The organism is Rhizobium sp. BT03 (assembly GCF_030053155.1).
Taxonomy (GTDB): domain Bacteria; phylum Pseudomonadota; class Alphaproteobacteria; order Rhizobiales; family Rhizobiaceae; genus Rhizobium.
The window spans coordinates 2274576-2297192 of the sequence record NZ_CP125640.1; the positions used below are offsets into that span (position 1 = coordinate 2274576).

At 62.7% G+C, this 22617-nt stretch carries 23 protein-coding genes; 11 read left to right on the forward strand and 12 right to left on the reverse strand.

Annotated elements, in window-relative coordinates; all coding sequences use genetic code 11:
• The first annotated feature begins 173 nt into the window (after nucleotides 1–173).
• Entirely contained in the window at nucleotides 174–1505 is a 1332-nt protein-coding gene (locus QMO80_RS11195; RefSeq protein ID WP_283196684.1) for an IS1182 family transposase, read from the forward strand.
• Between the two features lie 182 nt (nucleotides 1506–1687).
• Here QMO80_RS11195 and QMO80_RS11200 read toward each other — a convergent pair whose 3' ends face one another.
• Nucleotides 1688–3271 (reverse strand): peptide chain release factor 3, encoded by a 1584-nt coding sequence (locus tag QMO80_RS11200; RefSeq protein ID WP_283196685.1) that lies wholly within the window; start codon nucleotides 3269–3271, stop codon nucleotides 1688–1690.
• A gap of 90 nt (nucleotides 3272–3361) precedes the next feature.
• Here QMO80_RS11200 and dut point away from each other — a divergent pair, with 90 nt between their 5' ends.
• Both dut and QMO80_RS11210 read left to right on the forward strand, forming a co-directional pair.
• Nucleotides 3362–3832: a dUTP diphosphatase gene (dut, locus tag QMO80_RS11205; protein WP_283196686.1), complete on the forward strand. Its 471-nt coding sequence runs from the start codon at nucleotides 3362–3364 to the stop codon at nucleotides 3830–3832.
• A complete protein-coding gene (locus tag QMO80_RS11210) occupies nucleotides 3832–4731 on the forward strand; it encodes a GNAT family N-acetyltransferase (RefSeq protein ID WP_283196687.1) in 900 nt (299 codons plus the stop codon). The genes dut and QMO80_RS11210 overlap by 1 nt, the downstream gene beginning before the upstream one ends.
• Nucleotides 4732–4803: 72 nt before the next feature.
• Here QMO80_RS11210 and QMO80_RS11215 read toward each other — a convergent pair whose 3' ends face one another.
• Complete coding sequence (locus QMO80_RS11215; protein ID WP_088940036.1) at nucleotides 4804–5268, reverse strand: Lrp/AsnC family transcriptional regulator; 465 nt, start codon at nucleotides 5266–5268, stop codon at nucleotides 4804–4806.
• A 112-nt stretch (nucleotides 5269–5380) separates the two neighbouring features.
• Here QMO80_RS11215 and QMO80_RS11220 point away from each other — a divergent pair, with 112 nt between their 5' ends.
• The gene (locus tag QMO80_RS11220; protein ID WP_283196688.1) at nucleotides 5381–6283 is read left to right on the forward strand and encodes a DMT family transporter; all 903 of its coding nucleotides are present in this window, start codon (nucleotides 5381–5383) and stop codon (nucleotides 6281–6283) included.
• 32 nt (nucleotides 6284–6315) lie between these two features.
• On the opposite strand, the gene QMO80_RS11225 is transcribed toward QMO80_RS11220, so the two are convergent.
• A complete protein-coding gene (locus tag QMO80_RS11225) occupies nucleotides 6316–6834 on the reverse strand; it encodes a Dps family protein (protein ID WP_283196689.1) in 519 nt (172 codons plus the stop codon).
• Between the two features lie 233 nt (nucleotides 6835–7067).
• Between QMO80_RS11225 and QMO80_RS11230 the strand changes: the two genes are divergently transcribed.
• From QMO80_RS11230 to QMO80_RS11245, 4 genes are all read left to right on the forward strand, one after another.
• A complete protein-coding gene (locus tag QMO80_RS11230) occupies nucleotides 7068–7685 on the forward strand; it encodes a LysE family translocator (RefSeq protein WP_283196690.1) in 618 nt (205 codons plus the stop codon).
• A 144-nt stretch (nucleotides 7686–7829) separates the two neighbouring features.
• Nucleotides 7830–8792, forward strand: a complete 963-nt coding sequence (cysK, locus tag QMO80_RS11235; RefSeq protein ID WP_283196691.1) for a cysteine synthase A — start codon at nucleotides 7830–7832, stop codon at nucleotides 8790–8792.
• 141 nt (nucleotides 8793–8933) lie between these two features.
• Nucleotides 8934–9694, forward strand: a protein-coding gene (locus tag QMO80_RS11240) for an IS5 family transposase (protein ID WP_283200169.1) whose coding sequence is annotated in 2 segments (ribosomal slippage) — nucleotides 8934–9261 and nucleotides 9261–9694 — 762 coding nt in all. Because the reading frame shifts where the segments join, the coding sequence is not laid out codon by codon here.
• A gap of 161 nt (nucleotides 9695–9855) precedes the next feature.
• The gene (locus QMO80_RS11245; protein ID WP_283196692.1) at nucleotides 9856–10317 is read left to right on the forward strand and encodes a hypothetical protein; all 462 of its coding nucleotides are present in this window, start codon (nucleotides 9856–9858) and stop codon (nucleotides 10315–10317) included.
• Between the two features lie 217 nt (nucleotides 10318–10534).
• On the opposite strand, the gene QMO80_RS11250 is transcribed toward QMO80_RS11245, so the two are convergent.
• The 5 genes from QMO80_RS11250 to QMO80_RS11270 all read right to left on the reverse strand — a co-directional run bounded on the left by QMO80_RS11250 (nucleotide 10535) and on the right by QMO80_RS11270 (nucleotide 16939).
• Nucleotides 10535–12067: a YifB family Mg chelatase-like AAA ATPase gene (locus QMO80_RS11250; protein WP_283196693.1), complete on the reverse strand. Its 1533-nt coding sequence runs from the start codon at nucleotides 12065–12067 to the stop codon at nucleotides 10535–10537.
• Nucleotides 12068–12240: 173 nt separating this feature from the next.
• A complete protein-coding gene (gshB, locus tag QMO80_RS11255) occupies nucleotides 12241–13188 on the reverse strand; it encodes a glutathione synthase (protein WP_283196694.1) in 948 nt (315 codons plus the stop codon).
• An 86-nt stretch (nucleotides 13189–13274) separates the two neighbouring features.
• Nucleotides 13275–14297 carry an ABC transporter permease gene (locus tag QMO80_RS11260; RefSeq protein WP_283196695.1) on the reverse strand — a complete coding sequence of 341 codons (1023 nt, stop codon included), beginning with the start codon at nucleotides 14295–14297 and terminating at the stop codon, nucleotides 13275–13277.
• The gene (locus tag QMO80_RS11265) at nucleotides 14281–15801 is read right to left on the reverse strand and encodes a sugar ABC transporter ATP-binding protein (RefSeq protein WP_283196696.1); all 1521 of its coding nucleotides are present in this window, start codon (nucleotides 15799–15801) and stop codon (nucleotides 14281–14283) included. Before QMO80_RS11265 ends, QMO80_RS11260 begins: the two co-directional genes overlap by 17 nt.
• Before the next feature lie 157 nt (nucleotides 15802–15958).
• Complete coding sequence (locus QMO80_RS11270) at nucleotides 15959–16939, reverse strand: sugar ABC transporter substrate-binding protein (protein ID WP_283196697.1); 981 nt, start codon at nucleotides 16937–16939, stop codon at nucleotides 15959–15961.
• Between the two features lie 332 nt (nucleotides 16940–17271).
• On the opposite strand from QMO80_RS11270, the gene QMO80_RS11275 reads away from it, so the two are divergent.
• Nucleotides 17272–18294 (forward strand): LacI family DNA-binding transcriptional regulator, encoded by a 1023-nt coding sequence (locus tag QMO80_RS11275; RefSeq protein WP_283196698.1) that lies wholly within the window; start codon nucleotides 17272–17274, stop codon nucleotides 18292–18294.
• 20 nt (nucleotides 18295–18314) lie between these two features.
• On the opposite strand, the gene QMO80_RS11280 is transcribed toward QMO80_RS11275, so the two are convergent.
• The 4 genes from QMO80_RS11280 to QMO80_RS11295 all read right to left on the reverse strand — a co-directional run bounded on the left by QMO80_RS11280 (nucleotide 18315) and on the right by QMO80_RS11295 (nucleotide 20366).
• Nucleotides 18315–18818, reverse strand: coding sequence for a cupin domain-containing protein (locus QMO80_RS11280; protein WP_283196699.1), 504 nt, complete (start codon nucleotides 18816–18818; stop codon nucleotides 18315–18317).
• Between the two features lie 117 nt (nucleotides 18819–18935).
• Nucleotides 18936–19304: a YraN family protein gene (locus tag QMO80_RS11285; protein WP_283196700.1), complete on the reverse strand. Its 369-nt coding sequence runs from the start codon at nucleotides 19302–19304 to the stop codon at nucleotides 18936–18938.
• Complete coding sequence (gene rsmI, locus QMO80_RS11290) at nucleotides 19294–20211, reverse strand: 16S rRNA (cytidine(1402)-2'-O)-methyltransferase (RefSeq protein ID WP_049730764.1); 918 nt, start codon at nucleotides 20209–20211, stop codon at nucleotides 19294–19296. The genes QMO80_RS11285 and rsmI overlap by 11 nt, the downstream gene beginning before the upstream one ends.
• Entirely contained in the window at nucleotides 20208–20366 is a 159-nt protein-coding gene (locus QMO80_RS11295) for a methyltransferase (RefSeq protein ID WP_283196701.1), read from the reverse strand. Before QMO80_RS11295 ends, rsmI begins: the two co-directional genes overlap by 4 nt.
• 93 nt (nucleotides 20367–20459) lie before the next feature.
• Here QMO80_RS11295 and dnaN point away from each other — a divergent pair, with 93 nt between their 5' ends.
• Together dnaN and QMO80_RS11305 are read left to right on the forward strand one after the other, a co-directional pair.
• On the forward strand, nucleotides 20460–21578 hold the full coding sequence (dnaN, locus tag QMO80_RS11300; RefSeq protein ID WP_283196702.1) for a DNA polymerase III subunit beta: 1119 nt from the start codon (nucleotides 20460–20462) through the stop codon (nucleotides 21576–21578).
• Between the two features lie 78 nt (nucleotides 21579–21656).
• The gene (locus QMO80_RS11305; RefSeq protein ID WP_283196703.1) at nucleotides 21657–22568 is read left to right on the forward strand and encodes a DUF72 domain-containing protein; all 912 of its coding nucleotides are present in this window, start codon (nucleotides 21657–21659) and stop codon (nucleotides 22566–22568) included.
• Nucleotides 22569–22617: the final 49 nt, after the last annotated feature.

Genomic DNA, 22617 nt, shown 5'->3' on the forward strand with positions numbered 1-22617 from the left:
CGAAGGAGGGGCGGGTGGCTGGATACCGCTCAGCATCTGCATTTGCCGAGACCGGTGGCCAGCCCCCTCCTTCGAGGCTCCGGCCTTTGGCCTACGCGCCTCAGAGCCTGTGAATGTTTTGTGGCGGTGTCGATGGGATTGTGATTCTGTTGGGTGGTTGATTTGCTTGGGGGATGATGGTGAGCGACGAGCTGTTCGAAGGATTGCCGGTGCATGGATCGCAGCGCAGTGCTCAGGCGGGGCGCGGGGCGGCGCGCATGCGCGAGCCGGTGCGCGATCAGATCGAGTTGCGTGCCGTGGATATCGACAGCTTGATCGGCCAGGATCACGCGGTGCGCGTGATTTGGAGCTATGTCGAGGGACTGGATCTGAGCGCGCTTGAAGATCGGATCAAAGCGCGTGAGCAGCGGCCGGGCCATCCGCCGATTTCGCCACGGCTTTTGCTGGCGCTGTGGCTCTATGCCAGCAGCGATGGCGTCGGCAGTGCGCGGGCGCTGGAACGGCTGTGCGGGAGCCACGACGTCTATCGCTGGCTGTGCGGCGGCGTCTCGGTGAACTATCACACGCTGTCGGATTTTCGGGTTGGTTGCGCCGATCTGCTCGACCGGCTGCTGGCCGAGCATCTGGCGGCGCTTGCCGATGCCGGCCTCGTCGCTTTCGATAATTTGGCGCAGGATGGCGTGCGGGTCCGGGCGAGCGCGGGTGCCGCCTCGTTCGGCCGCAAGGCGACGCTTGATCGGCATCTTTCCATTGCCGAGGCGGTTGTGGATCAGCTCAAGCGCGAGGTCGATGCGCGTTCGGATGCCAGCACTCGGCGCATCGAGGCTGCCAGGCAACGAGCGGCGCGTGAGCGCGGCGAGCGGCTCAGAGCAGCCAAGGCCGCTCTTGACGAGATTCAGCGCCATCGCCAAGCGCGCGAAGAAAAGCGCGGCAATGGCAAAAAGCCGAAGGAGCCGCGCGCCTCCAGCACGGATGCGCAGGCGCGGGTGATGAAGATGGCCGACGGCGGCTTCCGTCCGGCTTATAATGTGCAGGTTGCGAGCACCGCCGGCGAGCAGTTCGTGGTCGGGCTCGAGGTGACCAATGCCGGCTCCGATCGCGGCCTCATGCGGCCGATGCTGGAGCGGTTGCGCGCGCTGAGCGGCCATCTGCCGCGCCGCTATCTCGCCGATGGCGGCTTTTGCAGCGCTGAAGATATCGAGTGGGCGCACGGCGAAGGGGTCGAGGTCTTTTGTCCGCCCACGCAGTCCAAACACGGAACCGATCCCTTCTTGCCGCGGCGCGGCGACGGTGCGGGTGTGTCAACCTGGCGGACCCGCATGGGAAGCGAGACGGGCAAGGCTCAGTACAAACCCCGCTCGATCTGCGAATGCATCCATGCCCGCTGGCGCAACTGGAATCTGCGACAATTGACGGTGCGCGGCATCGAAAAGGTCCAGGCCGTCGTGCTCTGCTACGCACTCACCAACAATATCCTGCAAGGCCATCGGCTTGCCAATGGCTAAACCAGGGCAATCACCCTGACGCCAACACGCGACCATCAAAACGCACCGCGTAATCGGCTAACGCTCGATGGCATCGGCCAGCCAAGACCAGCCAACACTGGCCTGAAACGCACAAGATTCAAAAGCTTCACAAGCTCTCAGGATGAGGCTGGAGAGAGGGGGCGCCAACCATTGCCCCGGGATCACGCCGCCTTGGCGGCGTGATATTCCTTGATGGCGACCATTTTGATCGCCGGATGGCGCTCGGACTCGTAACGCAGCGAAAAACCGTCCTGGGCGAGGAAAACCGGATCGCCGTCGAGATCGCGGGCGATATCGCCGCGCTTGACAGTGAGGAATTTCTCCAGATCGGCCGGCTGCTCGGCCGAGATCCAGCGGCAGACGGAGAAACGCGACATTTCGAAGGAGACCGGCAGGCCGTATTCGGCCATCAGCCGCTCCTTCAAGACGTCGAGCTGCAGGGCGCCGACGACGCCGACGATCGCCGGCGAGCCGTCCTCAGGCGAAAACAGCTGGACGACGCCTTCCTCGGCCATCTGCTGCAGCGCTTCCTTCAGCTTCTTCGCCTTCATTGCGTCTTCCAGCCGCACGCGGCGCAGAATTTCGGGCGAGAAGTTCGGCACGCCCTGGAAGACGAGGGCTTCGCCTTCGGTCAGCGTATCGCCGATGCGCAGCGTGCCGTGATTGGGAATGCCGACGACATCGCCGGCATAGGCGGTGTCGGCAAGCTGGCGCTGCGAGGCGAAGAAGAATTGCGGCGCCGTCAGGCCGAGCTGTTTGCCGGTGCGGGCAAGCCTCGCCTTCATGCCGCGTTCGAGCTTGCCGGAGCAGATGCGGGCAAAGGCGATGCGGTCGCGGTGGTTGGGGTCCATATTGGCCTGGATCTTGAAGACGAAGGCCGTCATCTTGTCGTCGGTCGCATGGACCGTCCTGGTGTCGGCGACCTGGTCGCGCGGCGGCGGCGCAAATTCGCCAAGCGCGTTGATCAAATCGCGAACGCCGAAATTGCGCAGCGCCGAGCCGAAGAAGACCGGCGTCATATGCCCTTCGAGGAAAGAGTCGCGGTCGAACGGCCGGCAGGCTTCGATCGCCAGTTCCGTCTCCTCGACGAAGGCCCGGCGCTCGTTTTCCGGCAGCCGGTCGGCAACAGCCTGCGGACCGTTGACCGGCGTTCCCTCGATCTCGGTATCCGAGCCGCGCACCGTGTTGGCGGCAATATTGTAGGAGCCGCAGAAGGTCTTCGAGCGGCCGATCGGCCAGGTGATCGGCGCCGTATCCAGCGCCAGCTTCTCTTCCACCTCGTCGAGGATCTCGAAGGGATCGCGGCTTTCGCGGTCCATCTTGTTGATGAAGGTGATGATCGGGATATCGCGCATGCGGCAGACTTCGAAGAGTTTTAGCGTGCGCGGCTCGATGCCCTTGGCGGCGTCGATGACCATGACGGCGGCGTCGACAGCGGTCAGCGTGCGGTAGGTATCGTCGGCGAAATCCTCGTGGCCCGGCGTGTCGAGGATGTTGAAGACGTTGTCGTTATATTCGAAGGTCATCACCGAGGTGACGACGGAGATGCCGCGCTCGCGCTCGATCTTCATCCAGTCGGAACGCGTCTGCATGCGATCCTTCTTCGCCTTGACTTCGCCGGCAAGCTGAATGGCGCCGCCGAACAGCAGCAGCTTTTCGGTGAGCGTCGTCTTGCCCGCGTCCGGGTGGGCGATAATAGCGAATGTGCGGCGGCGGGAGACCGCCTCGGCGAGACTTTCGGCCATACTATGAATCCTGTGGAATTGCCGCGTATCTACCGATTAAAGCCCGGCTTTGCAATTGACCTCGGCGCTCAGGGCGCAAAGTAATGGGCCATGACCATTCATCACGACACGCGCCCGACGCTGAACCTCATCCGCCTGGCCAATGGCGAAGGCCTCGACCTGCCCGCCTATGAAAGCAAAGGAGCGGCCGGCATGGACCTGCGCGCCGCCGTCGACGCGGATGCGCCGCTGACGCTGCTGCCCGGCAAAAGGGCGCTGGTGCCGACCGGCTTCATTTTCGAGATCCCCGAGGGGTTCGAAGGCCAGGTGCGGCCGCGCTCCGGCCTTGCCTTCAAGCACGGCATCACCTGCCTGAATTCACCCGGCACCGTCGACAGCGACTATCGCGGCGAAGTGAAGGTGCTGCTCGCCAATCTCGGCGAAGAGGCTTTTGTTATCGAGCGCGGCATGCGCATCGCCCAGATGGTGATCGCGCCGGTGACCCAGGCGCGGGTGGCCGAGATCACCGCGGCAAGCGAAACCGCGCGCGGCGCAGGCGGCTTCGGCTCCACCGGCGTGTGATGGCAAAGGGCCTCGACAGCGCAGGCCTGACCTTCCGGCAGGAGTATTTCGGCGACGCTGCAGGATGGGCGGCGCTTGTCCGCCTGCTCCGGGATATTTTCGGCATCGATATCGGTCCGCTGCAGCAGCTTGGCGGCCCCGATGCCTCAAGCATGCCATTCGGCTGGTTCGATGCCGAGGGCGGACTTGCGGCCAATCTCTCGGCCTTTGCACTGCCCTTCGTTCTCAATGGCAGAATCGTCTATGCCGCCGGGCTGCAATCGGGCGCGGTGCGGCCGCAGTGGCGCGGCCGCGGGCTCTATCGCGATCTGACGGTGAAGGCACTCGACTGGTGCGAGCGGCAGGGCTTCGAGGCCGTCATCCTCTATACCGACAAGCCGTCGCTCTACGAAGCCTACGGTTTTCGGGTGATCGCGCAGCATCGATACGAAGGAGCGGCCCCCGCCCCCTCTCCTTTCGCCGGCCCCGCTCGGCTGCTTGCGCCGACCGACGCGGATGATCTTGCCCTGCTGCAATCGCTGCTGGAAAGACGGAGCCCGGTTTCGACATCGCTCGCGGTAACAGCCAATGCGGCAATGTTTCTCATCAACACGCAGCTCGATCCCGATGTGCGCGTCAGCTTCCTGGAAGACCAGGCAGCAGCCATCGCCTGGAAGACGGATGCGGCGGGCCGCTTCAGTCTTCTCGACATCGTGGCGGCGGAGATGCCGACACTGGCAGAAATCCTCGGCGAGCTCGACATCGCCTCCGCCGCCGTCGACGTGTTTTTTCGTCCCGATAAACTCGATTGGACGGGCGCTCCACAGCCGCTGGAAAGCGGCACGGTGCTGATGCTGCGCGGGCTCGGAGACGACGTCCCGCACTTTCCGGCGATGCTGTCGCCGATGGCGGATTTCTAAAGCTCTTTGTTTTGATGCATGTCGTTGGGAATCGCTGCACACTTCCGGGCGACATGCACTCATTCGCCGGCTTTACTTTTTCCGTGACAGCGGCGGCAGGCGGCGTTTGACGGGCGAGGCTTTGATCATCGCGGTGTTGGTCTCCGCCCGTTCGGCGACCCTATCCAGCAGGCCGTCGAGTTCCGCCATCGAGCGGATCACCAGGCGGGCGATAAAACAATCCTCGCCGGTCACCTTGTCGCATTCGACGATTTCGGGAATCTCCTGAATGAGCCGCTCGACCATGTGCAACTGTCCCGGCAAAGGCCGCACACGGACGATCGCCTGCAGGGGATAACCGACGGCGGCGGGGTCGAGATCGATGGTGAAGGCCTTGATGACGCCGCGCTCCTCCAGCCGCCGCAGACGCTCGGCGGCACTCGGCGAGGAGAGCCCCACCTGCTGCGCCAGCTCCTTCAGCGAGATGCGGGCATTACCGGCCAATGCTTCGAGAATGGCCTGATCGGTTTCGTCGAGCGATTGCACATCATTAGGCATGACGTCAATATTTCCTCATATTATTAGGCGATGCCGTTCATAATCCGTTCCAACATTATATAAAATCGCGCGCCGCCGCAATATTATGATGCCATCGAAAACGGAGGCGATCATGAGCAGCGACATCAAAAGAGGCACGGCTGAGATGACGGCAGCGATGCTGATCTCGGGGACGATCGGCTGGTTCGTCGTCATGTCGGGCCAGCCGGTCAGCGGCGTGGTTTTCTGGCGCTGCCTGTTCGGCGCGCTCACCCTGCTCGTCATCTGCGGCGTGCTCGGGCTGCTGCGGCCCGGCATCCTCACGCTGCGCACCTTCGCCATCGCCGTGTTCGGCGGCATCGCCATCGTGTTGAACTGGCTGCTGCTGTTTGCCTCCTACTCGCATGCGACGATCTCGATTGCCACGACCGTCTACAACACCCAGCCCTTCATGCTGCTGGTGCTCGGCGCGCTGTTTCTCGGCGAAAAGATCACCGCGACCAAGCTGTTCTGGCTGGTGCTCGCCTTTGCCGGCATGATGGCGATCGTCCAGGCGAAACCGGGCGGGAGCAGCGGTACATCAGACGGTTACGGCCTCGGCATCCTGATGGCGCTGGGCGCGGCCTTTTTCTATGCGCTGGCAGCGCTTGCCGCGAAATGGCTGAAAGGCACGCCGCCGCATCTGATCGCGCTGATCCAGGTCGCGACCGGCATGCTGATGCTGGCGCCGATGACCGATTTTTCGCATCCGCCCGTGGATCTCGGGACATGGGCGATCCTCATCACCGTCGGCGTCGTCCATACCGGGCTGATGTATGTGCTGCTCTATGGCGCCATCCAGAGGCTGCCGACGCATCTGACCGGCGCGCTGTCCTTCCTCTATCCGATCGCGGCGATCCTCGTCGACCGGCTGGCCTTCGGCCACGCGCTGCAGCCGCTGCAGATCGCAGGCGCCGCAATCATCCTCATCGCCGCCGCCGGCATGAACCTCGGCTGGAGCCCGAGATGGCTGCGGCCGCGGGCACTCCAGAGCTGAAGCCAGCACGCCGGCACGCCGGTTTGCCGGCCCTACCTCTGCGGGCGCGTCGTTTCGAACAGGAACCAGGTGCGGCGCTCTCCCTCGTCGATCCAGTTCTCGATCAGGCTGGCGGTCGCGACATCATTGTGCTCGTCGCAGAGATCGTGCACCTCGCGCAGCAGCGAAACGAGCTGGCCATTGTCCTCACCCAGTTCCGACAGCATGTCCTCGGCCGTGACGAAATCCGCGTCATTGTCGGCAATGCGCTGCTGGCGGGCGATCTGGCCGATGGAGCGCAGCGTCACGCCGCCGATCTTGCGGGCGCGCTCGGCGATGTCGTCGGTCATGGCGAAGATCTGCTCGGCCTGTTCGTCGAGCAGCAGGTGGTAGTCGCGGAAATGCGGGCCGGACATGTGCCAGTGGAAGTTCTTGGTTTTCAGATAAAGCGCGAAGACATCGGCAAGCAGCGCGGTCAGCGCCGCCGAAATATCGGTGACGGCATTGGTCGGCAGGGTCGAAGGCGTCTTGAGCGGCGAGAGCCTGCGGGTTTCGGCTGAGGTCCGGGACATCAATTCTCTCCTTGGTGATCAAATCTCGAGCGCGCCGCGCGCCTTTTCGCGAGGCGCAAAGGGTGCTGATGGCGCGCGTGCAGAGGGAGAACTAGCAAGGCCGGATCGCTTTCCAAGTGGATCATGGTGCCGCAGACCTATTCCTGATGGTGATGGACCGATCAGCGCCGAAGCATTGATGGCGCCGCAACACACGCCTATAGAGAGGTCACCCAATCTCATGGATATCAAAGATGAGCCTTACCGCCCTGATCGCCTATGCCGGAGCGCTGTTCATCGCCGCCGCCATTCCCGGGCCGGGGATCACCGCGATCGTCGCCCGCGCGCTCGGCTCGAATTTCCGTGAGACCTTCTTCATGGGCCTCGGCCTGGTGCTCGGCGACATGACCTATCTGACAGCGGTCATTCTCGGCCTGGCCTTCGTGGCGCAGACCTTCACCGAGGTGTTCATCGCGATCAAGATCGCCGGCGCCCTCTATCTCGGCTATATCGCCTGGAAGCTCTGGACGACGGGACTGCTGCCGCAGGATATCGCGGCGAAGAAATCCAGCAATATCGGCCTCTCCTTCCTCTCCGGCCTGCTGGTGACGCTCGGCAATCCGAAGACGATGCTGTTCTATGTCGCGCTGGCGCCGACGCTGATCGATATCGGCCATATCAGCTTGCGCGACTATGCGATGCTGCTTGCGGTGACCTTCGTGGTGCTGATCGTCGTGCTGGTGCCCTATATGCTGCTGGCCTCGCGGGCCCGGACGATGCTGAAAAAGCCGCGCGCGCTGCAGGCGCTGAACCGGGTTGCTTCAGGCATCCTGGCCGGCACGGCCGCCTTCATCGCCACGCGGGCGGCCTGAAATAAACATCCGGCAGACAACGGTTTTCAAAGCTTTTTTTCTCCGCGTCCCGCTCTCCCGGCATCAACGCGGGCTGGCCTCTTCAGGCCTTTGACCCTATTCTCCTCCTCGATTTCAGACGCATGATTTCAAAGGGAGGCACTCATGTCGCACAAGCCCGGCCGCGGCCGCATCTATTCCTCGATCACCGAGACCATCGGCAACACGCCGCTCGTGCGCTTCGACAAGCTGGCGCGGGAAAAGGGCGTGGTGGCGAACCTGATCGGCAAGCTCGAATTCTTCAACCCGATCGCCTCCGTCAAGGACCGCATCGGCGTGGCGATGATCGAAAGCCTGGAAGCGCAGGGCAAGATCACCCCCGGGAAGACCGTGCTGATCGAGCCGACCTCCGGCAACACCGGCATCGCGCTGGCCTTCGCCGCCGCCGCCAAGGGTTACCGGCTGATCCTCACCATGCCGGAAACCATGTCGGTCGAGCGCCGCAAGATGCTGGCGCTGCTCGGCGCCGAGCTGGTGCTGACCGAAGGGCCGAAGGGCATGAAGGGCGCGATCGCCAAGGCCGAGGAGCTGGCGTCCTCCCTTCCCGATGCCGTCATTCCGCAGCAGTTCGAAAACCCGGCCAATCCCGAAATCCACCGCAAGACGACGGCCGAGGAAATCTGGAACGACACCGAAGGCACGGTCGACATCCTCGTCTCCGGCATCGGCACCGGCGGCACGATCACCGGCGTCGGCCAGGTGCTGAAAAGCCGCAAGCCCGAGATCCAGATCATCGCCGTCGAGCCCGCCGATTCCCCCATCCTCTCCGGCGGCAATCCCGGCCCGCACAAGATCCAGGGCATCGGCGCCGGCTTCGCCCCCAAGATCCTCGATACCGGCATCTACGACGAGGTCGTCACCGTGACCAATGACGAGGCCTTCGAACAGGCACGCCTTGTCGCCAGGCTCGAAGGCGTGCCGGTCGGCATCTCCTCGGGCGCGGCGCTAGCGGCGGCCATCAAGGTCGGCAGCCGTCCGGAGAATGCGGGGAAGAACATCGTCGTGATCATTCCGTCCTTTGCGGAGCGTTATTTGTCGACGGCGCTGTTTGAGGGGTTGGGGAGCTGAGGTAAGGCTTTATCTCCCGGTTTCCCATTCTTAATCCCCGCGGGAATATTGGGGGGCGCTGCGGCGCCCCTAGGAGTCGTGGACTCTTGGGATTCCCAAAGGTGAGCAAATCAGATTCAAGACTGTCTTTTGGAGGCAGTCATGGGTGTTTTAGATCGTCTCATTCTTCGAGATGACCAGTGGGAGCGGATGTCTCGCCATATCATTGGCGACGATCGCACGCGCGGTTCGTCTGGACGTGACAATCGCATGTTTGTGGAAGCGGTCTTGTGGATCGTGCGGACGGGTTCGCCCTGGCGCGATCTGCCGGAGGTGTTCGGTGATTGGAACAGCGTGTTTCGCCGCTTCAGCCGCTGGAGCCAAAAGGGTGTCTGGTGGCGTGTCTTTGAGGCGATGTCGGAGGATACCGACTTCGAATATCTGATCGTCGACAGCACTATTATTCGCGCCCACCAGCACGCCTCCGGCGCAAAAAAGGGGCTGAAGATCAGGCCCTTGGCCGTTCCCGCGGCGGCTTGAGCACCAAAATCCATATGGCCGTGCGTGGCCTTGGATGTCCCGTTCGTTTCATCCTGACCGCCGGTCAGAAAGGCGATGCACCGCAAGCCGATCTCCTGATCGAAGACCTGCCAGCCGAGGTCGTCATGGCCGATACGGCCTACGACAGCGACCGGCTACGCAAACTCATTGCCGACAAGGGCGCGCAAGCGGTCATCCCGAACAATCCCTCGCGTGCCAAGAAGTATCCGCTCGACAAGCAACTCTATGCTCAGCGTTATCTCATCGAATGCTGCTTCTCGAAGCTCAAGCAGTTTCGACGCATCGCCACACGATATGAGAAAACCGTTCGAAACTACAAAGCCATGATCGCTCTGGCCGCCACAATCCTATGGCTCAGATAAGTGTCCACAGCTCCTAGCTCTTGCTGATGTGATCCGCTGGGGTGAACTTAAAATTGGGTAAAACTTGGGGGCAAAGTCACGGTCTATACAGTTAAGCGGGGATTTGCGTTCATCCTTTTCGGCTCGATGAAAGCTAATTGCACTGGTGTGGGAAGGAAAGAATGTTGAACGCGCAGGCGCGATTATTATGTACAGCGGTTTTGGTTCTATCGGCTATTGGTCTGCGGCAGACCGCGGCAATGGCGCCGTGTCCTAGCCAGAAAGTACTGCTTGCGAAGGCAGAGATCGTCGTGGAGGCGAGGGTCAGATCACTCTCCATCAGCCCTTCTGGTTTGATACCGACCGACAAAGATTTCCCAGGGCAGCTGGTAAGAGCAGAGTTGGAGATCAAGAAGGTCGTCAAAGGAAAGTTCGCTGCAAAGGAGGCGATAGTGTACGGCATCCCATTTCCTCCCGGGCCGTTCACTGAGTTGACTACCATGGCACTAATCTACGGGTACGAGGGCCATGACACATTCGAGTGGGAACTTTCGCAGGCCGACATGGACCATGGTATAGGGTGGTTCAGGATCAATGACTGCATCTATCACAAATTCCCCGAATTAGACGTCGGTCCCCGCTGACGAAGGTGACCCGCCCTGCATTACGCAGAGCTAGTTGCAGACGTTCGTCCCATCGAATTCGGTCTAGACCCAAATTTGTCGTTGATTGAAAGCATGGCTTGTTCCAGATGTGGCGCGAGCAGGGCATTGCTGTCATAGGCCTTATCGCCGAGCACCGCCGTGCCTACCTGACCAACGAGAAGAGCAGGACGTCAGCGCGCCCGCGGTCCTCATCTCGCTATGCCGCCGCCGTCAACCTCTCCCCGGCAATCCTGTAGGAAATCGCTTCGGCGAGATGCAAACGGCCGACGGTCGTCTTATCGTCGAGATCGGCCAGCGTGCGGGCGACCTTGAGGACGCGGTGGTAGCCGCGGGCGGAGAATTTCATTTTTTCGGCGGCGTCGCGCAGGAGCTGCAGGCCGCCGGCGTCGGGTTCGGCGAGTTTTTCGATCATCGCGGTGGAGCAGCGGGCATTGGTGCCGATGCCCTTGGCGTCGGCGGCCTCGAAGCGCTGCTGCTGGAGTTCGCGGGCGCGGGCGACGCGGCGGGCGACGTCGGCGCTGGTTTCCGCGGCCATCGGGCGGATCAGATCGGCGGCGGAGACGGCCGGCACGTCGATGCGGATATCGATGCGGTCCATCAGCGGGCCGGAGATGCGGGCCTGGTAATCGCTCATGCAGCGCGGGCCGCGGGCGCAGGTGTGGCCGGGCTCGCCGGCCATGCCGCAGCGGCAGGGATTCATCGCCGCGATCAGCTGGAATTTGGCCGGATAGGAGACACGGTGATTGGCCCGCGCAATAACGCATTCGCCGCCTTCGAGCGGCTGGCGAAGCGCATCGAGCGCCTGCGGCGTGAATTCCGGAAACTCGTCGAGGAAGAGCACGCCGTGATGGGCAAGCGAAGCTTCGCCGGGACGGGCGCGGATGCCGCCGCCGACAAGTGCGGCCATGGTGGCGGAATGATGCGGGGTGCGGAAGGGCCGGCGGTCCGACAGCTTGCCGCCGGTGAGCTGGCCGGCGATCGAATGGACCATCGAAACCTCCAGCAGCTCGGCGGCCGAGAGCGGCGGCAGGATCGACGGCAGCCGCGACGCGAGCATCGACTTGCCGGAGCCGGGCGGGCCGACCATCAGCAGATTATGGCCGCCGGCGGCCGCGACTTCGAGCGCCCGCTTGGCGCTTTCCTGGCCCTTGATCTCGGCGAGATCCGGCAGGTTGGCGGCATTGGCGCGGATCGATGCCTCAGGCCGGGTGAGCACCTGCGTGCCGCGGAAATGATTGGCAAGGGCAATCAGGCTGCGCGGGGCGAGAATATTGACCTCGGCGCCGGCCCAGGCGGCCTCGGCGCCGCTTTCGGCCGGGCAGATCAGCCCCTTGCCGAGCGCATTGGCGCCGATCGCCGCCGGCAGCGCGCCTGAAATGGCGGCGATCGTGCCGTCGAGGTTAAGTTCGCCGACGACGACATAATCCGACAGCGCATCGGCGGGGATGGCGCCCAGCGCGGCCATCAGGGCAAGCGCGATCGGCAGGTCGAAATGCGAGCCTTCTTTCGGCAAATCGGCTGGCGCCAGATTGACGGTCACCCGCTTGCCCGGCAGCGACAGGCCGGAGGCGTGAAGGGCGGCCTGCACCCGCTCGCGGCTTTCGGCCACCGCCTTGTCGGGCAGGCCGACGATCTGCATGCCGATCTTGCCGGGCGCGACCATGACCTGGACCTCGACTGGCACACCTTCGATGCCCTGAAATGCCACCGTACTGACACGCGCGACCATAAACCCATCCCCCAGCCCGCCAACTCTTATAGCGCCTGCAACCCGTCAGGGCCAGCGGTTGCAATCTGGCATGGAAGCATGAATAAAACAAGAACAATAAAGGAACGTAGTCGGATATACACTGTGACCGGGGTTGTACCCGGTCAGCAGGTGCTTGGGGTCAGGAGGCGAGATCAGCCGCGCTTGCGCTCGATCGCATCCCAAAGCAGGCTTGCGATATCGGCGCCGCCGAACTTTTTGACCTCGCGGATGCCTGTGGGCGACGTCACGTTGATCTCGGTCATGTAATCGCCGATCACATCGATGCCGACGAGCAGGAAGCCGCGTTCCCGCAGCGCCGGGCCGATGCGCTCGCAGATCTCCTTTTCGCGCGCCGTCAGCTCGGTCGCCTCGGCGCGGCCGCCGACATGCATGTTGGAGCGGCTGTCGTGCTCGGCCGGCACGCGGTTGATGGCGCCGGCGAATTCGCCGTCGACCAGGATGATGCGTTTGTCGCCCTTGCGCACATCGGGCAGATATTGCTGGGCGATGAAGGGCTCGCGGAAAAGCTGGCCGAACATTTCCAGCAGCGAAGAGAGGTTGCGGTCGTCGCGGGTCGAATGGAAGACGCCGGCGCCGCCATTGCCATAGAGCGGCTTCAGGATGATATCGCCCATCTCGTCGCGGAAGCGGCGGATTTCGGCGGGATCCTTGGTGATCAGCGTCTTCGGCATCAGGTCGGCAAATTCGGTGACGAAGATTTTCTCCGGCGAATTGCGCACCCAGGCCGGATCGTTGACGACCAGCGTCTTCGGATGGATGCGCTCGAGCAGATGCGTCGAGGTGATATAGGCCATGTCGAAGGGCGGATCCTGGCGCAGCAGGACGACATCCATGGTGGAGAGATCGACGCGCTCCGGCGCGCCGAGCTCGAAGTGATCGCCCTTGACGTCCTTCAGCAGCATCGGCTCGACGCTGGCATAGAGCTTGCCGTCGCGGAAGCTCAGCCGCTCAGGCGTGTAATGGAACAGCCGGTAGCCGCGCGCCTGGGCTTCCAGGCTCATGGCGAAGGTGGAGTCGCCCGCAATATTGATGCCGGCGACATGATCCATCTGGACCGCTACATTGGTGATCTTGGCCATTTCCGTCCCTCGCTGAATGCCGGACAGATGTAGGTCGGCCGAGTATCAAACGCAACGGTCAATCAAGGCTTGCCGCCGCCACCCGATTACCGTGTTTCGAGGATCCGCATCAGCCGGCCGCGATAGCTGTCGAGGATGACGGCGAGCACGATGACGGCGCCGATGACGATCGGCTTGATGTTGTCGTCGGCGCCCAAGAGCTGCAATCCGGTCGACAGCACCTGCAGAATGCAGGCGCCGACCAGCGTGCCGATGATCGAACCCTTGCCGCCCGAGAGGCTGGTGCCGCCGATGATGACCGCGGCGATGGCATTCAGCTCGTAGCCGATGCCGGCGACCGGGCTGCCGACATTGAGGCGGAGCAGATAGACCATGGCGGCAATGCCGGCCGTCAGCCCTGAGATGGTGAAGACGGCGATCTTGTATCGTTTCGGCTGGTGCCCCGACAGGCGGACGGCCTCTTCATTGGTGCCGATGGCGAAGACGAAGCGGCCGAAGACGGTGTAGCGCAGCACGAACCAGCCGATGAGCACGACGACGATCGCAATGAGGAAGATCGACGGAAAAATGCCCCAGAAGATCAGGTTGCCGAAATCGACGAAGGGCTGCGGCAGACCGGTGATCGTCGAATTGTCGCTGACGACGCGGGCCAGGCCGCTGGCGACGTTCAGCATGCCGAGGGTGACGATGAAGGAGGGAAGCTTCCACTTCTCGCAGATCCAGCCATTGACGGCGCCAAGCAGAGCACCGGTGCCCATCGAGGCCAGGCAGGCGAGAACGATCGCCTGCCAGGGTGAAAACGCCGGATTGATCATGATCGTGGCGCCGATCACCGTGCAAAGGGCAAGCAGGGATCCGACGGAGAGATCGATGCCGCCGACCAGGATGACGAAGGTCATGCCCGCGGCCAGCACGGTGTTGATGGCGATCTGCACGAAGATCTTCAGGAAATTCTCCGGCGTGGCGAAATAGGGCGCCGTCGCCGAGAAAAACGCCAGGATCAGGACGAGGGCGATGGCGACGCCCGCCTCCTTCATCGAGATCCGGATGAGCTTGTCCCAGAAGCGCGCTTCTTTTGCCTCGGTCTGTTTTTCAATGCTGGCGGACACGGCTGTACTCCTTGTAAGCGAGCGACAGGATCCTGCTCTCGTCAAATTGTTCGCGGGCGATTTCGCCCGATATCTTGCCGTCGGAGAAAACGATGATGCGATGGCAAATGCCCATCAGCTCCGGCAGATCCGAAGATACGACCAGAACACCTTTTCCCTCGGCGGCAAATTTCCACAAAAGCTCATAGATCTCGGCCTTGGCGCCGACATCGATGCCGCGGGTCGGCTCGTCGAAAATCAGCACTTTGGGGCCGCGGAACAGCCATTTGGCAATGACCACCTTCTGCTGGTTGCCGCCGGAAAAAGTTCTGACCGCCTGATGGATGGACGGGGTCTTGATCCGCAGCTCGCGCACCAGGCGCTGCGAATGATGGTCCTCCGCTCGCCGGTTGATCAGCCCGTTGCGGGAGATCCTGGCGAGATCGGTGATGGTGGAATTCTGGGCGCAGCTCATGTCGAGCATCAGGCCCTGCATCTTGCGGTCTTCGGTCGCCAGGCACAGCCCGGCCGCAACCGCATCCTTCGGCGAGTTGATCTCGACCGGCTGGCCGTTCAGGCGGATCTCGCCTGATGCCTTCAGGTCGGCGCCGAAGAGGGCGCGCACCGCCTCGGTGCGGCCGCTGCCGACAAGGCCGGCAATGCCGACGATTTCCCCTTTTGCAACGGAAAAGGACAGTTCCGGGCTGCTGCGCGTCACTTTCAGGCCGGAGACACCGAGCGCCTCGCCGGATACTGCGCTGTCGCCTTTAAAAATGCCGTGATCGGCAAGCTTGCGTCCGACCATCAGCTCGACGATATCGGGGATAGCAAGCCCTGCCAGCGGCCGGGTGATCACGTGCTGGCCGTCGCGCAGCACCGTCACATCGTCGCCGACGTCGAAGATTTCCTCCAGCCGGTGCGAGATATAGAGCGTGGTGACGCCGCGGCCCTTCAGCCGCTTCAGGATTTCGAACAGGCGGTCGACCTCCTTGGAGGTCAGGGTCGCCGTCGGTTCGTCGAGAACGAGAAGCTTGCTTTCGTAACACAGCGCCTTGGCGATCTCGACCAGCTGCAGCTGGGCGACGCTGAGGCGGCTTGCCAGCGTCGTCGGGGCGACGTCGAGGCCGACCTCTTCGAGCAGTTCGGCCGCCCTGGCGTTCATCGCTTTGTAGTTCACCAGGCCGTAGCGGCGCGGCAGATGTTCGAAGAGCAGGTTTTCGGCCACCGTCAGGTTGGAGAGGGGATGCAATTCCTGGTGAATGACGCGTATGCCGGCCCTGAATGCCTCGAGCGGCGAGGCCGGGTGATACGGCTTGCCGTCGAACAGGATGTGGCCGTCATCCGGCCTGAAGACACCGCCGAGCAGGTTGATCAGGGTCGATTTTCCGGCGCCGTTTTCGCCAAGGAGAATATGTCCCTTGCCGCGGCCGATCCGCATCGAGACATCCTTGAGCGCCACGACGCCCGGGAAGCGCTTGCCGATGCCTTCCAGCCTCAGGATATCGTCATCTGCTGCGTCTGACACGTCGACCTCATGCACGCTTATACGATCCTTCGCGAAGGCGCATCGGAGAGGCTCGAAAACGAGCCTCATCCGGAGCGATCGACGCGTCAATCGTTTGTGAGCGGTTGGCGCCGGCCAGCAGCCGGCGCTCCTTTGGTTTTACAACCGGCGATCCCGACTATTTCAGATCGGCAGCGGTGACGAGCTTGACGTCGGTCTTGACCCAGCCGGTGAATTTTTCGCCGGCAAGTTCGCGCATGCCATAGTCGATGCCCATGACCGCCATCTGCGCGCCGTACTGCTCGACGGTGGCAAGCATCTTGCCATCCTTGATCAGCGGCTGAACCGGCGGGATGTTGTCGAAGCCGACAACCTTGATTTTGCCGGCCTGGCCGGCCGCATCGAGAGCCTTGACGACGCCGAGGGCCATGGAGTCGTTGGCGGCCATCACGCCTTGAATATCCTTATACTTCGTCAGGAAATTCGTCATGACGGTGTTGGCTTCCTCGGTCTCCCAATGGGCGGTCTTGCTGTCGAGAAGCTCGAGCTTGCCCGATTTGACCGAGTCCATGAAGCCTTGCTTGCGCTCCTTGGCGTTGTCGGCCTCGGGATTGCCTTCGAGGATGACCACTTTGGCACCGGCTCCGAGATCCTTGGCCAGCGCATCGCCCGCGAGCTTTGCCCCTTCCTTGTTGTCAGGCCCGAAGAAAGCCAGATCGATGCCGGCCTTCTTCTTGGCATCGGCATCAAGGGGTACGTCGATGTTGATGACCTTGACGCCTGCCTTGACCGCCTTTGCCAGCGGCGTTGCCATTGCCTTTGAATCGGCGGGTGCGACGACGATGATATCGTATTTCTGGGTGACGAAGTTCTCGACGGCGTCGACCTGCGAGGCGAAGTCCCGTTCGTCCTTCATGCCGACGGCTTTGAATTCGAACTTGTCCTTGTTCTCGGCCGCATATTTGTCGGCGCCGGCCTTCATCTGCTTGAAGAACTCATTCGACAAGGATTTCATGATCAGTCCGACCTTCGGCTTCTCGGCCGCAAAGGCCGGCGACACGCTGCAGGTCAGCGCCAGCACGGCACCGGCAAGGCCGAGCTTCAGGGCCGCACGACGCGGTGCATTGATCAAGACGGATTCACGCTTAAAATTGGACATTTTTTCCTCCCGAACGGCCCTGGGCTCAGCTCCATCTGAGTTGCCCGCGGCAAATGAACCGTTTCCAACGCCAAATGGGTAACACGCCTCCAAAAATTGTCAAGCGGCCAAAACTGCGCCACGAAGCGCGCTGCATCACCACGTTCGAGGCATATTGACATGCGCACGATGAACCGTTTCCATGCCTTCGGGCAGGCGCTACTCTGATGTTCAGCCGCCGGAATCGAGACACGGCCCTTTGACTAGGGGCCTGAAGACCATTAGCTGGAAGCCAGGATCGGGCGCCCTCGGGTGTCTTGCGCAGGCGAAGATGAAGGGCATCTATTTCTGTCATGTCAAAGGTCGGGATCAGGGATGTTGCCAAGCTTGCGGGTGTTTCCACCGGCACCGTTTCCAGGGTTTTGAACGATCACCCCTCCGTGACCAAGGACGTACGGGCGCGCGTCGAAGGGATCATCAGGGAGCTGGGTTATCTGCCCGACCCATCGGCAAGAAGCATGCGCAGCAAGGTCAGCCGCCTGATCGGCATCGTCATCCCGGATCTGACCAATCCCTTCTTCTCCGAACTCGTGCAATCGGCGGAACAGGCGGCGGCCAATCACGGCTATAACATCATCGTCATGACCTCGCTCGATCACGCGGCCAAGGAAGCCGATCGGATCAAGCAGCTGACGAGCCGGAAGGTCGACGGCATCATTCTCGTTCCCAGCAATGATTTTCATACGCTCAAGCTGCCGAAAGGATTGCCGATCGTCGTCGTCGACCGCCTGATGCCGGGATATTCCGGCATTGCCGCCGATCACCGCGCGGGCGTTCGCCTCGGCGTCGAGCACCTTCTGAAGCTCGGCCATCGCCGGATCGGCTTCATCTCCGGGCCCGGACACTCCGTCCCCGCCAACGACCGCCTCAGGGGTTATCTCGATGCAATCGAGCAGGCGGGGGAACAGGCGGAGGGCGGCGCGAAAATGGCGGGACCGCCGCTGATTGCCGAGGCGGCCTTCGATTACGAGAGCGGCCGTTCGGCGGGAAATTATCTTCTGGCCCGCGCCCGCAATGAGCGGCCGACGGCAATCTTTGCCAGTTCGGACCAGCAGGCGATCGGCTGCATGCGGGCGGCGCATGATCTCGGTATTCCGGTTCCTGCAGCCCTTTCCATCGTCGGTTTCGACGGCATCCCGCTCGCCAGCATGACGACACCGCGCCTGACGACGGTGAAGCAGCCGATCCAGGACGTCGCCGCCGCCGCGGTCGCCGTCCTGTTGAACAAGCAGACCGCGCCTGAGCTCGACAATCCGATCCTGTTTGCCTGCGAGGTTTTAGAGGGGGAAACGACCGCCCCACCGCAGCCGGACTAGCACCTAACCGGCTGCGCTGTTCAGGCGGCGATGCCCTGATTGCCGCCATTGCGCAGCATGTTGCGGAGGCGATAGGCGATCGCCAGCGGCTTGGGGAAGGGCTTGCGCAGGAAGGCGACCTTGCGGACGTAATTGTCGACCCGCCAGCTTGCCCAGGTGCCGCCGGCGAAAAAGGCGACGTCGCCGGCGCACAAGGTTCGTTCGGTGCCGTCCTCGGCGGTGATATGGACCTCGCCTTCGAGGATCATCACGGTCTCGTCCCAGCCGAAATACCAGCGGAATTCGCCTGCCGTGCAGTCCCAGATCGCCGTCAGCGAGGCCTCGTCATGACCGCGCGAATGTTCGGCGGTGCGGGCCTGCGGATTGCCGCTGATAATCCAGTCCGGATTGATCGGCGTCGATTTCAGCGGCAAGAGATCGCTCGCATGCGCGACGAAGGATTTGCCGGCCGGCTTCGCCACGGCATAAGGCACCGAGCGCGCGGCCATGGCGACCGCACTTGCAAGCATCAGCTTCCAGGCCATGAAACAACCCCCAAATCTTTATCCCTACCGAGATTTGGGTAACAGACAGTCGTAAGAACCTGGTTCACGCGGGGACTAAAAGTTTAACGATCGGGAAAGCGATCGGTTGAAGAGAGGTCAGAAAGCATCCGGAAAGTGCCGCGGCAGCCGGCCGGGCGTGACCGCGACGATATCGTAGCGCTGGGACAGACGGGCCTGATCCGCCTGGCGGGCGAGCCAGAGATCGCTTGCCGCCCTTATGCGCTTCTGGGCGACGGCGGAGACGGCGTCGACGGCCGCCGCCTCGCCATGGCGGGCCTTGACCTCGACGAAGACGGCGAGATCGCCCTTGCGGGCAATAATATCGATCTCGCCGAGCCGGGTGCGGTGGCGCAGCGCCAGGATGCGGTAACCCTTCAGCATCAGAAAGACGGCGGCGACATATTCCGACATCAGGCCCCGGCGCAGCGCCTTCCTTTTCAGGGCGGTGAGATCCCTATCGCCCATCGGCGCCCTTCAGCTCCAGCAGGCGCTGGTAGAGCACCTTGCGCGGCAGGCCGGTGAGACGGGCCGCCTCGGTCGCGGCCTTGGCCGTCGGCATGGTTTTTGCGAGATCGGCCAGCACGGCTTCGACATCGGCCTCCGGCGTTTCCACCGGCTCCGGCGGGCCGACGACGAGGACGATCTCGCCCTTGACGTTTTCCACCTGCTGATAGTGTGCGGCAAGCTCGCCAAGCGTGCCGCGGCGGAACTCTTCATAGGTCTTGGTCAGTTCACGGCAGACGGAGGCGGGCCGCGCACTGCCCAGCACGTCGGCGGCCGCAAGCAGCGTGGCGCCGATGCGATGCGGCGATTCAAAGAAGATCAATGTCGCGGGGGCCGCGACCAGTTCGCCGAGACGGTCGCGGCGGGCCTTGTCCTTGACCGGCAGGAAACCGGCAAAGAGAAAGGCATCGTTCGGCAGTCCGGAGCCGACAAGGGCTGCGAGCGGCGCCGAGGCGCCGGGAATGGGAATGACGCGGTAACCTGCCGCAATCGCCTGCTGCGCCAGCCGATAGCCGGGATCGGAGACCAGCGGCGTGCCGGCATCGGAGACGAGCGCCACCGAGCGGCCGGCTTCGAGCGCCTGGAGGAGCCGCGGGCCGGCCTCGTCGGCATTGTATTCGTGATAGGCGAAGGGGCGGTTCTGGATGCCGTAGCGGTCGAGCAGGACGCGGGTGACACGCGTATCCTCGCAGGCGAGCACATCGGCGCCGGCCAGCGTTTCCAGCGCCCGCAGGGTGATATCGCCGAGATTGCCGATCGGGGTGGCGACCAGATAAAGCGCCGGTTCCAGCGGCCGCGCCGGCACCGCCATATTGTGCAGGCGGAAGCTTCGCCGGGTGGCGGCCTGCTCTGTTGTTTCCTCATTCATGCCATTTGCTTTCGTCCCGCCGTCGTCGCGCCTTTATGGGCGAGCGGCACGGCTTCGGCAAGGGTTCGGATTTCTGTGAGAATTGCCCGGGAAAACCGCAAATGCAGGCGCTTGGCCCTGCATGCCTCTTGCAATCCGATGCTGAAGTCTGCCATTTTGCCCGTCCACTCCCCCGGTCCCAGATCGGGAAAGCATTCCTCGGGTGCTCGATGCGCCCGGACAGTCACGGTCGAAAGCGGTAGCATTCCATGCGTATTACTATTGAGCGGTCAAACCTGTTGAAATCGCTGAACCACGTGCACCGCGTGGTCGAACGTCGCAACACGATCCCGATCCTGTCCAACGTATTGCTCAAGGCCGACGGCCAGAACCTCGACATGAAGGCGACCGACCTCGACCTCGAAATCACCGAGGCGACGCCGGCAAGCGTCGAACAATCAGGCGCCACCACCGTTCCGGCCCATCTTCTCTACGATATCGTTCGCAAGCTTCCCGACGGCTCGGAAGTGCTGCTCGCCACCAGCACCGACGGCGGCTCGATGACCGTGCAGTCCGGCCGCTCGAAATTCTCGCTGCAGTGCCTGCCGGAATCCGACTTTCCCGATCTGACCGCCGGCACCTTCACGCATTCCTTCAAGCTGAAGGCGACCGATCTGAAGATGCTGATCGACCGCACGCAGTTTGCGATCTCGACCGAGGAGACGCGCTATTATCTCAACGGCATCTTCTTCCACACGATCGAGAGCAAGGGCGACCTGAAGCTGAGGGCCGTCGCCACCGACGGCCACCGGCTGGCGCGCGCCGATGTCGATGCGCCTTCCGGCTCGGAAGGCATGCCCGGCATCATCATTCCGCGCAAGACGGTCGGCGAGTTGCAGAAGCTGGTCGACAATCCGGAAGCGATCGTCACCGTCGAAGTCTCCGATGCCAAGATCCGCCTGACCATCGGCTCGATCGTCATGACCTCGAAGCTGATCGACGGCACCTTCCCGGATTACCAGCGCGTCATCCCGACCGGCAACGACAAGGAAATGCGCGTCGATTGCACGACCTTCGCCCAGGCCGTCGACCGTGTCTCGACCATCTCCTCCGAGCGCGGCCGCGCCGTGAAACTGGCGCTGTCCGAGGGGCAGCTGATGCTGACGGTCAACAATCCGGATTCCGGCAGCGCGACTGAGGAAGTCGCCGTCGGCTACGACACGGATGCGATGGAAATCGGCTTCAACGCCAAATACCTGCTCGACATCACCGCGCAGCTTTCCGGCGAGGAAGCGATCTTCCTGCTGGCCGATGCCGGCTCGCCGACGCTGATCCGCGACACCGCCGGCGACGATGCGCTCTACGTGCTGATGCCGATGCGCGTTTGACGGGAACGAAGGCCGCTCGCCTCCGTTTTTCCTCCTGTGAAGTGGAGGATTGCTCCTCCTGTGAAAGCGGAGGATCCGATGACGAAAAAGGCAGGGACGGTGCGCATCGGCGTATCCGGCTGGACCTATGCGCCCTGGCGCGGCCAATTCTACCCGAAGGACCTGCCGCAGAAGCAGGAGCTTTCCTACGCCGCCCGGCGCTTCCCCTCGATCGAGATCAACGGCACCTTCTACAGCCTGCAGCGCTCGACAAGCTTCGGCCGCTGGCGCGACGAAACGCCCGAGGATTTCGTCTTCGCCGTCAAGGGGCCGCGCTTCATCACCCATATGCTGCGGCTGCGCGAGATCGAGACGGCGCTCGCCAATTTTCTCGCCTCCGGCCTGCTGCGGCTTGGCCCCAAACTTGGGCCGATCCTCTGGCAATTCCCGCCAAACATGGCATTCGATGCCGATCTTTTCGAAAATTTCCTAGCGCTGCTGCCGCGGGACCGCGATGCGGCTAAAGCACTCGCCAAGCGGCATGACGGGCATGTCAAGGGACGGGCCTGGCTTCGAAGCGACGGCGATCAGCCGATCCGCCACGCGCTCGAAATCCGCCACGGCAGCTTCCGCTCTCCTGCCTTCATCGAGATGCTCCGGCGACATAATGTCGCTCTCGTCTGCGCCGACACGGTGGAATGGCCATTGCTGATGGATATCACCGCCGATTTCATCTATTGCCGCCTGCATGGTTCCGAACAACTCTATGTCAGCGGCTATGAGGACGAGGCACTCGACCTATGGGCCGAACGCATTCGCGCCTGGGCAACCGGCGGGGAACCGAAAAATGCGACGCGAGTGCTGGCGCCGCTTGCAGCGTCCGACAAGGGCCGCGACGTCTATCTCTATTTCGACAATACCGACAAGAAGCTGCGCGCGCCCGTTGACGCCGATCATCTCAGCCAAAGGCTTGCCGATTTCATGCCGCGTTCCGCGCCGAAAGCCGCATGAGCTGTTGATGCCGGTATCCTCGTTGCGAAAATCCTTGTCCCGACAGCGA

Excerpts from the sequence above, each read along its gene's own strand:
- QMO80_RS11195 (WP_283196684.1), top strand. The coding sequence starts at position 174 with ATGATGGTGAGCGACGAGCTGTTCGAAGGATTGCCGGTGCATGGATCG.
- QMO80_RS11200 (WP_283196685.1), bottom strand. The coding sequence starts at position 3,271 with ATGGCCGAAAGTCTCGCCGAGGCGGTCTCCCGCCGCCGCACATTCGCT.
- dut (WP_283196686.1), top strand. The coding sequence starts at position 3,362 with ATGACCATTCATCACGACACGCGCCCGACGCTGAACCTCATCCGCCTG.
- QMO80_RS11210 (WP_283196687.1), top strand. The coding sequence starts at position 3,832 with ATGGCAAAGGGCCTCGACAGCGCAGGCCTGACCTTCCGGCAGGAGTAT.
- QMO80_RS11215 (WP_088940036.1), bottom strand. The coding sequence starts at position 5,268 with ATGCCTAATGATGTGCAATCGCTCGACGAAACCGATCAGGCCATTCTC.
- QMO80_RS11220 (WP_283196688.1), top strand. The coding sequence starts at position 5,381 with ATGAGCAGCGACATCAAAAGAGGCACGGCTGAGATGACGGCAGCGATG.
- QMO80_RS11225 (WP_283196689.1), bottom strand. The coding sequence starts at position 6,834 with ATGTCCCGGACCTCAGCCGAAACCCGCAGGCTCTCGCCGCTCAAGACG.
- QMO80_RS11230 (WP_283196690.1), top strand. The coding sequence starts at position 7,068 with ATGAGCCTTACCGCCCTGATCGCCTATGCCGGAGCGCTGTTCATCGCC.
- cysK (WP_283196691.1), top strand. The coding sequence starts at position 7,830 with ATGTCGCACAAGCCCGGCCGCGGCCGCATCTATTCCTCGATCACCGAG.
- QMO80_RS11245 (WP_283196692.1), top strand. The coding sequence starts at position 9,856 with ATGTTGAACGCGCAGGCGCGATTATTATGTACAGCGGTTTTGGTTCTA.
- QMO80_RS11250 (WP_283196693.1), bottom strand. The coding sequence starts at position 12,067 with ATGGTCGCGCGTGTCAGTACGGTGGCATTTCAGGGCATCGAAGGTGTG.
- gshB (WP_283196694.1), bottom strand. The coding sequence starts at position 13,188 with ATGGCCAAGATCACCAATGTAGCGGTCCAGATGGATCATGTCGCCGGC.
- QMO80_RS11270 (WP_283196697.1), bottom strand. The coding sequence starts at position 16,939 with ATGTCCAATTTTAAGCGTGAATCCGTCTTGATCAATGCACCGCGTCGT.
- QMO80_RS11275 (WP_283196698.1), top strand. The coding sequence starts at position 17,272 with ATGTCAAAGGTCGGGATCAGGGATGTTGCCAAGCTTGCGGGTGTTTCC.
- QMO80_RS11280 (WP_283196699.1), bottom strand. The coding sequence starts at position 18,818 with ATGGCCTGGAAGCTGATGCTTGCAAGTGCGGTCGCCATGGCCGCGCGC.
- QMO80_RS11285 (WP_283196700.1), bottom strand. The coding sequence starts at position 19,304 with ATGGGCGATAGGGATCTCACCGCCCTGAAAAGGAAGGCGCTGCGCCGG.
- rsmI (WP_049730764.1), bottom strand. The coding sequence starts at position 20,211 with ATGAATGAGGAAACAACAGAGCAGGCCGCCACCCGGCGAAGCTTCCGC.
- QMO80_RS11295 (WP_283196701.1), bottom strand. The coding sequence starts at position 20,366 with ATGGCAGACTTCAGCATCGGATTGCAAGAGGCATGCAGGGCCAAGCGC.
- dnaN (WP_283196702.1), top strand. The coding sequence starts at position 20,460 with ATGCGTATTACTATTGAGCGGTCAAACCTGTTGAAATCGCTGAACCAC.
- QMO80_RS11305 (WP_283196703.1), top strand. The coding sequence starts at position 21,657 with ATGACGAAAAAGGCAGGGACGGTGCGCATCGGCGTATCCGGCTGGACC.